Raw genomic sequence first — 7,639 nt, forward strand, 5'->3', positions numbered from 1 at the left:
CCCGCCGGCCGGTGGGGCCGCCCCGAGGACATCGCCCAGACCGCCGTCTTCCTCGCCGCCCCCGCATCCGACTATGTCAACGGCGCAATCATCAACGTCGATGGAGGCTGGCTTGCAAGATGAGGTCGCTTATATGCGCCGCGGGTGACCGAAAGACCAGCGGACGCAGTCTGCGTCGTTGGTGGGAAAATCTGGCTGTTGCGCTTGGGCACGTTCAGGAGCGAAGTTTCAAGCAGTACCGAAAGCGCGGGGACATGGGCACTCCGCCGAGCGCGTCGAACAGCGACCTTGCCTCCGCTTCATGCTCCTCGATCGGCGTGCTACAGAGGCAGTTGGCTGCATCTCTTGTTTCTGCCAGGGTGAGGTTCCAATGTTCAGACGGTGGCGACTCCGCTGATCGCGTTGACAGGTGCCACATGTCCGGCATGACAGAAGGAGAATTTAACCATGAATGAGGAACGCACGCAAAGGGTTCGAGACCGGGCGCACGCGCTGTGGGAGCAGGCGGGCCGTCCCGAGGGTCAGGATGCCCAGCACTGGTCGCAGGCCGAGCAGGAAATTGCTGCAGAGGAAGAGGCACAATCCTCCGCCCCGGCGGGAAAAGCCGCCGTCCGCCGGGGGCGCAAGCCAAAGGACGTCGCGGAAGAGGCAGCGGAGGCTCCAAAGGCGAGGCGGGGCCGCCCGCCAAAAGCCGCAGCCGATGCGGCAGCCGAGGGATCAGATGATGCCCCACGGACAACAAGGGGCGCAAGTCCAAAGCCGTAGCCGAAGAGGGCACGGAAGCGCCGAAGGCCCCGCGAGCTCGCAAGGCGCCGGCTGCTGCCGGTGGAGTGGAGGGCGCCCCAAAGGTGAAGAGGGGCCGCAAGCCGAAGGTTGTCGCCGAAGGCTCCGACACTGCTGAATAAACGGCCCGCTAATTGCGCCGTTCATGACCCTGTAGGCCGCTTATAGTTCGACTGAAGTGCTTGCCGGACCGGTCGAGCGGACTGCGTCTCACAACGCCGAGGACGGCTTCTGCTTCCTGCGGTTAAAACCGGCGGGCATCGAGACCTTGTGGCGGTCGTCCGCCATGCTGTGATGATCTCGGCCGGAGAATGGATTGCGGCCTCCGGTCTCTGGCCAGCGACCAGGCCCACGGCCCGCCGTTCACGGCGCAGTTTCTGAAGACGCACGCGCCGCCCTCCCGCCAAGGCATCGAGAAGCACCTCGGGTCCGGCATCATTGAGGGAGTGAGGTGGGACAATACCCACGAACCCAACATAAGCAGGGGGGAGGGCCTAGTAAATGAGGGGCGGAGCCTTTATTTTTACCCATCTTTCGTCGTCTCCTCCGCCGCCAATTGCTGCAACGAATTGCGCCCGTCCCTCATTTTTCAGTAGCTCAAGACCCCTCTGGGAAGGCAAGGAAAAGGGGCATGAATGGCAAAGAGCAAGAGGGTCAAGTCGGGGCCCGGAGAGCCCTGACCTGCCCGGGAACTCCGCCGTCATCGGTGTAGGCGATGCTGTCCGCACCAGGAAGACGGACATGATTCGAATGCAACTGCACCCCCGAAGACCGACACTGACAGGTTCAGAAACGGTTCCCTGCCTTTCGGTCAAGGCTGCCCGACTGGTTGATCTGGAGCTGATCGACCGTGAATGGCGGATGGTCGAACAGCGTTGTTGCACTTATCGATGAGGTGGATCCACGTTGTGAAGCCTGAATGTTAGCTTCGGGACATGCTTGAGGCTTCTTCTCCCCGCGACCGCACGACGAACTGGCCTGACTATAACGCCGCCCTGCACCGCCGCGGTTCGCTGTCGATCTGGTTCGACCCGACGATGGCTTGGCATGCCACGAAGACCGGCAAGCGTGGTCATCCGAAGACCTTCTCCAAGAGCGCGATCCACACCTGCCTGACGCTGAAGGTGCTGTTCAGCCTGCCGCTGCGGCAAACGGTCGGCTGGTCGCCAGCCTGATCGAGGTGGCGGGATTGGTCTTGCCGGTTCCGGACTATTCCATGCTCTGCCGACTTCAGGCACGGCTTGCGGTGCAGATCACCTGCCGCCGCCCGGACGGTCCCGTGACCCTGCTGATCGACATCGAGCCATGGGAACGCCACTGGCCGAGTGACCATGGCGAGGCGATATCAAGTTCCGTGGCGATGGCGAGTGGCAGGCGCGCAAGCATGGTGCGTCTCGACGCAGGGCACGCCTGGTTGCGCCACTGGTTCGAGCGACCATGGCGCGCGGCGCAAAGTCCATATCGGCATGGATGCTCAGACTGGCGACGTCCGGGCCGTCGAATTCACGTCGAGCCGACAAGGCGACAGCCCGCTGCTGCCAGACCTGCTTGCGCAGGTCCCCGAGGATGAAGAAATCGGCTCGGTCACGGCCGACGGCACCTATGACACCAGACGATGCCATGGTGCGATCGTTGATCGAGGGGCCAAAGCGCGCATCCCCATCCGCCGGAACGGTCGCCCTTGGAAAGAGGATTGCCCGGCCGCACGCGTCCGCAACGACATCCTGCACCAGACACGACACCTGGGACGAGCCAACTGGAAGCGTTCGGTCGGCTACCACGTCCGAAGTCGGGTCGAGGCGCGGATGAATTGCCTCAAGGCCTTCGGCGAACGCATCGCCTCACGCGACCTGGATCGACAGACTGCAGACATCCAGATCCGCATCGCCATCATGAACGGATACAACGCACTCGGCATGGCCAAGATCACAGCCGTTGGCTGAACCCAAAGCGCGTGAGAATCGTCTCAGGCCACAGCAAATTAGCACAGCAATGTCCAGCGGATGCAGGCGCATGCAGCTGCTGGCGACGCGGGAGTGAGCGTACGCTGCAGCTTGCCCAAGCTGGCGCATATGGAAAAGCATGCCGGGAGTTGGCTGAACAGATGCACGCCGAGATCCCTGCATTTCGAGTTCGCGTGGGCGAGGACGTTCCCACCATAGCGATCGCAGCTTGGCTCCCGACGCCGGACGACCCCGGGCGCTGGATCATGCACCCGGAGCTGCGGGAAGCGGTTTCCCGGCTGCTATAGCACAAAGCGTGCATCTGGCGCACCGGCACATACAGCCATCGGGTGTCTGTCTCCTGTAAGCTTCTCGGCAGTTCCGACAAGCTTTGCGGGCAGCCGTTCGGGTCGGGCATGCCCCTGAACAGGCTCTCCATCGCAGGGATACCGCGGGCCGAGGCACCGATATCGGCGACGGGAAACGTGCTGCTGCAGTCGGCATGGACACTCCTGTCTTCAGGCACGCCACCAGGGGTCTGCTGGTCCTGATCCTGGCCGGATTAGAGGCCCGTTGTCAGAACCGGACAGCCGCTCAGGACAAGGCCTTCGCCGGTCTTGGCGTCAGCGGGACGGGAAACCTGTAGAGCCACCGGAACCCCGCCTTCTCGAGCAGAAGCTTGAGGCCCAGTGACAGCAGGATCGCGGCGACCGCCACCAGCGGGACGCCCAGCTGCGTCACCATCGTCCGAGGCCCAGCCGCGGCCGCGCCTGCGGCGAGCGTCGCCACGATCGGCGAATGTGCGACATAGATGCCAAGCGTATTGCGGCCCAGAAAGACCGGTATGGCGCAGATCGTGCCGAATCCGCATAGGAAGATGGCGGTCGACAGGCCGACCACCACGCCCAGCATCGCCAGAAGGAAGCCGGACGCGCTTTCCAGCAGCACCGGAAAGCTGCCCTTGTAGAGGAGGGCGAACCCAACCGCGAACACCGCCAGGGACAGCGGAAACGCCAGCGGGTGGCGCAGCAGAGGGGAATTGACCAGGGGTTCAGAATACCACGTCCCGAAAAGGAAGAATGGCAGGTATGTCAGCACATTCGCATGGGCATAGTTGTCGAAGCTGAACACGCCCAGATAGGTGCAAAGCGACAGGAACAGGGCCGCGGAGAAGATCGCCTTCCGTGGCAGGACCCGGCCGGCGCGGGCGACGCAGAAATAGATGGCCAGCGCCCAGATGAACCACAGCACGCTGCTGGGGCTGACAAGGAACATGATCCACCGATCCGGCGCGGGGGCGGACGCCAGCGGCGACAGCGTCCTCCAGGTCAGGTGCAGGATCGACCACAGCGCGAACAAATAGGCGACGTTCACGACCTTGCGCAGGAAGGCGTCGGGGTTCGGATCCTTCGCCGTACGCCGCAGCAGGAAGCCCGAGATGAAGAAGAACACCGGCATCCTGATGGGTGACATGAAGTTGTTCAGCAGCCAGTAATGCGCATCCGCAAGGTCATGCTTCTGCAGCGCCATTGTCGCATGAAAGATCACGACCAGCGTGATCGAGATGCCTTTGGCGCAATCGAGGAAGTCGAGGCGGTTCGACATGATCAACTCTCACAATCGGTACAAGGTGTCACGCGCCGGGTGGAGACCGACAAATGGTTAATAGATGCGCAACGTGCATTTTTCCAGCGCGAGGAATCGCGCAAGCGGTCAATCGCCGCTGGACGATGGGTGGCCGATCCCGGAAATGAGGGCAGGGGGTTACGGCAGCGCCGGCCGCGAAACCGGCCGAGGCGCCCAATCAGGTTGGCGGTGTCAGGCTGACGGCTCCTTAATGATGCGCTTCAGCGCCTGCTGGAGGAGACTGGCGTCGTCTTGCAGGTCTTGCAGCAGCTGGGCTTGGGAAGCGTCGGCGATGCGGCGGAGCCTCTGCATCAGGGCGCGGCTCTTATCGGTGAGGTAAAGGACCACCGCGCGGCGGTCGGTCTCGTGGTCAGAGATGCTGACGATGCCTCCTTGCTCCAGCCGGGTTGCAGCGCGGCTGACTATGCCCTTGTCCAGGTGGACCCGCGCCGTGATGTCGCACACGCTGGCCGGCCCCGAATGGTCCAGATGCGTCAGGCCCCGCCATTCAGGGATCGTAAGTCCGGCCTCGGCCCGGTAGAGCGCTGCAAACCTGCGGCTGATCTTCGTGGCGGCCACTCCGAGCTGATAGGGCAGAAATTCGGAAAAATGCAATGGTATGCGGTGCTCCTTTCGGGTGCAGGCACGGCCCTGCCTTACCAGCAATGCCCGGCTTGACAGCATCGCGGCGGCAGTACGTTTACTGCAAACGCAACGAATGAGAGAGGCGCTCGAACCGCCTGGCAGCTTGCCGAAGGCATGATCCGCGCCAGCGGAGCCATCGGCACGCACGACGGCTACATGCCCGGCTTCGGCAACGACTTCGACACCGAGGCGCTGCCGGGCGCGCTGCCGCAGGGCCAGAACAGCCCGCAGAAGTGCAACTATGGCCTCTACGCCGAACAGCTGTCGGGCACCGCACCGCGCGGCCAGAACGAACGAACCTGGTGCTATCGCATCCGCCCCTCGGTTCACCACACCGGCCGCTTCACCCCGATTGATGTGCCGCACTGGAAGACGGCGCCGAACGTGGTGCCGACCGTGACCAGCCTGGGGCAGTACCGGTGGGTCCCGATCCCCGTCCCAGAAGGTGATCTGACCTGGATCACCGGCATGCGGACCATGACCACGGCGGAGGTGTGCCGGCGCCATGCTGTTGCTGGACCGCAAGGGCGCGCTGATGAACCCGGCGAGACTGTGTCGGTTTTACCGCGAAGATGGAGGAGGATCGGAGAACAGTCCGGGGACTGTTCTCCCGACGACACTGTCGTAGAGGCAGGCGCGGTCGCGAACGTGCCCGAGGCAGCAGAACACCGGTGTCCCTCGCACTGATGCCGAACCAGCGTGGGTCGCTGGACTTTGTGGCGACACGTCCCAGTCGTCGCGTAGGTTCGCTCGCCATGGTGCTTGAACCAAGAAGCCTGAAGATAGTGCCGCGCTTCCTCTGCAATCGCTGCCCATCCAGCGCCTCGACACAAATGGCGAGGCGTTTCGCATCTGTCCGAGAAGCCCACGCCATGCCTTCAAGCGGATGTTGATAGGCGCGTGGCGCAGGACATCGGGCGTGTGGGGGAAGGTTGAGTCGTCACCGGCCAGTCTTGGGAGCGTCACGTACTCAACCCGGAGGAGATCAAGGCTCCCACAGTGAGAACTGGTGAAGCGCCAGCCACGGCGATGATCCGATACCGCGGCCGACGCCACGACATTCAGCTTGCGCGCTTCGAGTTGACTCATAGAGGCCGCACTTTCCGCCTCGTTGAAAGGTGCTTCCTGCCGAGCCAACATTCGGGCCATCGCTTTGATGCACGTATTTGCAGCTCAGCGCTTTGGTTCGCCACTCATCCACAGGCGTCTGCTGGGTGGGCCGCGCGTGGACCGCCCCGGTCAGGTCTGGTGCGCCGACATCACCAACCTGCCGATGCGGCGCAGCTTCCGGTCTTTGTCGGCATCATGGACTGGTTCACCCGCAAGGCGCTTCCGTGGCGCATCTCAAAGACGATGGAGGCCGGCTTTTGTGTTGATGCACTGAACGAGGCCATTTACCGCTCCGGCGCGCCCGGGAGTATGAATACGGACAGTCATACGATGATTGGCAGTTCGTTGGCCCGTCTGACCCAAACACCGATCGACCGTCTGTTATGCTGGCGCCGCAGGTTGGCTCGGTGCGGCTTGACCCGCATTCCGATCGTGACTTGTCTTTCTCTAGACCTATCGGCCGCTTGGAAGCGCCTTTCGGTGAGGCTTTGGCTCGCCGGTTTTGCGTGTGACCCGAAACGGGCGTGATCCTGCTTTTCGCGGGATCTCATGATTGTCCTGTCCCGCAACGAGCTGGGCGTCGTTCAATGCAGCGATCGCAGGAGAACTGGATTATAATGAATACCAAGTCATCGAAGACCAGCACCGTCGCTGGCGGGGTCGACACCCGTAAGGACGTCCACGTTGCGGCCGTGGTCGATGATCATAACCACGTCTTGGTGAAAGCATCTTTCCCCACGACACGACGGGGCTACGGAAAGATGCTTTCTGGATGTGATCTCACGGCGACTTGCGCCGGAGTGTTGCCGTGGCCCAGGATGATGACGTCACCAGCAACAAGGTCATGCGGCAGTTGGAAGGTCGCATCCGCGAACTTGAATGGCATCTCGGCCGCAAGGCGCTGGAAGCTGAGATCCTGCGCGCCAAAGTTCCCAGAGAACGCTCTCGCGTCCCGCTGGTATGGATCCCATCTGTGCCCACCGAGCATGCATCAAAGGACAACAGCTCCCCGCTTGCCTGCCTGGTGCCGCCGCGCGGAGGTGGCCCTTCTCGGGAAAGGAGAAAGCGATGGCACGGCAGGACATTCGGGAGATGGACCGATCCGGGTGTCGATGGCAGGCGACCACGCGCGTCGCGATTCCGATCATCGAGCTGGCCAGTGACCTCACAGGCGCGACTGACGATCAGGTTCTTGGCGAATTGCGCAACGGAGTCTTTGACGGCGTTCCCGGGATATTCACTGACCGGCATGCTCTCAGGGCAGCCGGCATTCCCGTGGTTGATGACGAGCATGGCGATCTGGTCAAATTTGACAGCGTTGGAAGGGACAGCGCTGGGCGCCCTGTCGTTTACGCGCATATCACCTCCATGGCGGCATCTAGGTGCGATTTCGTGGAAGGTCTCAAGTTCGGCGTGAACTACACCGCCCTCACCAAGCGTACGAAATCAGTTCTCAACAACGAGTCCGTCCGCATGACGACGATGCTGTGCATCACGCATGTGCAGCACCCCGATGATCCAAGCTTCCCTGG

General features: G+C 62.6%; 5 protein-coding genes and 4 pseudogenes. 7 read left to right on the forward strand and 2 right to left on the reverse strand.

The annotated features are described in order from the left end of the window. The 3 genes and pseudogenes from OC184_RS18780 to OC184_RS18785 all read left to right on the forward strand — a co-directional run. Positions 1-123 (forward strand): SDR family oxidoreductase (locus OC184_RS18780; protein WP_265506608.1); only part of this gene is annotated, 123 nt, incomplete at its 5' end. 324 nt (positions 124-447) lie between these two features. Beyond that, positions 448-765 carry a DUF2934 domain-containing protein gene (locus tag OC184_RS20610; RefSeq protein ID WP_378927142.1) on the forward strand — a complete coding sequence of 106 codons (318 nt, stop codon included), beginning with the start codon at positions 448-450 and terminating at the stop codon, positions 763-765. Positions 766-1,718: 953 nt separating this feature from the next. Beyond that, positions 1,719-2,726: pseudogene (locus tag OC184_RS18785) on the forward strand (IS5 family transposase). A gap of 594 nt (positions 2,727-3,320) precedes the next feature. Here the strand turns inward: OC184_RS18785 and OC184_RS18790 are convergent. Next, on the reverse strand, positions 3,321-4,331 hold the full coding sequence (locus OC184_RS18790; protein ID WP_265508683.1) for an acyltransferase family protein: 1,011 nt from the start codon (positions 4,329-4,331) through the stop codon (positions 3,321-3,323). A gap of 213 nt (positions 4,332-4,544) precedes the next feature. After that, complete coding sequence (locus OC184_RS18795; protein WP_265508684.1) at positions 4,545-5,144, reverse strand: MarR family winged helix-turn-helix transcriptional regulator; 600 nt, start codon at positions 5,142-5,144, stop codon at positions 4,545-4,547. On the opposite strand from OC184_RS18795, the pseudogene OC184_RS18800 reads away from it, so the two are divergent. The 4 genes and pseudogenes from OC184_RS18800 to OC184_RS18820 form a co-directional block, all read left to right on the forward strand. Then, positions 5,112-5,489: pseudogene (locus OC184_RS18800) on the forward strand (homogentisate 1,2-dioxygenase); the annotation flags it as partial. The gene OC184_RS18795 and the pseudogene OC184_RS18800 overlap by 33 nt on opposite strands. Before the next feature lie 16 nt (positions 5,490-5,505). Next, positions 5,506-5,719: pseudogene (locus OC184_RS18805) on the forward strand (hypothetical protein); the annotation flags it as partial. Positions 5,720-6,906: 1,187 nt separating this feature from the next. After that, positions 6,907-7,056: pseudogene (locus OC184_RS18815) on the forward strand (IS3 family transposase); the annotation flags it as partial. Between the two features lie 119 nt (positions 7,057-7,175). Then, the coding region (locus OC184_RS18820) for a hypothetical protein (RefSeq protein ID WP_265508685.1) at positions 7,176-7,639 on the forward strand (464 nt) is incomplete at its 3' end.

It is taken from the genome of Paracoccus rhizosphaerae, assembly GCF_026162645.1.
Lineage (GTDB): Bacteria > Pseudomonadota > Alphaproteobacteria > Rhodobacterales > Rhodobacteraceae > Paracoccus > Paracoccus rhizosphaerae.

Bases quoted from the DNA above. Each gene is read 5' to 3' on its own strand.
- OC184_RS18790 (WP_265508683.1), bottom strand. From the start codon at position 4,331: ATGTCGAACCGCCTCGACTTCCTCGATTGCGCCAAAGGCATCTCGATC.
- OC184_RS20610 (WP_378927142.1), top strand. From the start codon at position 448: ATGAATGAGGAACGCACGCAAAGGGTTCGAGACCGGGCGCACGCGCTG.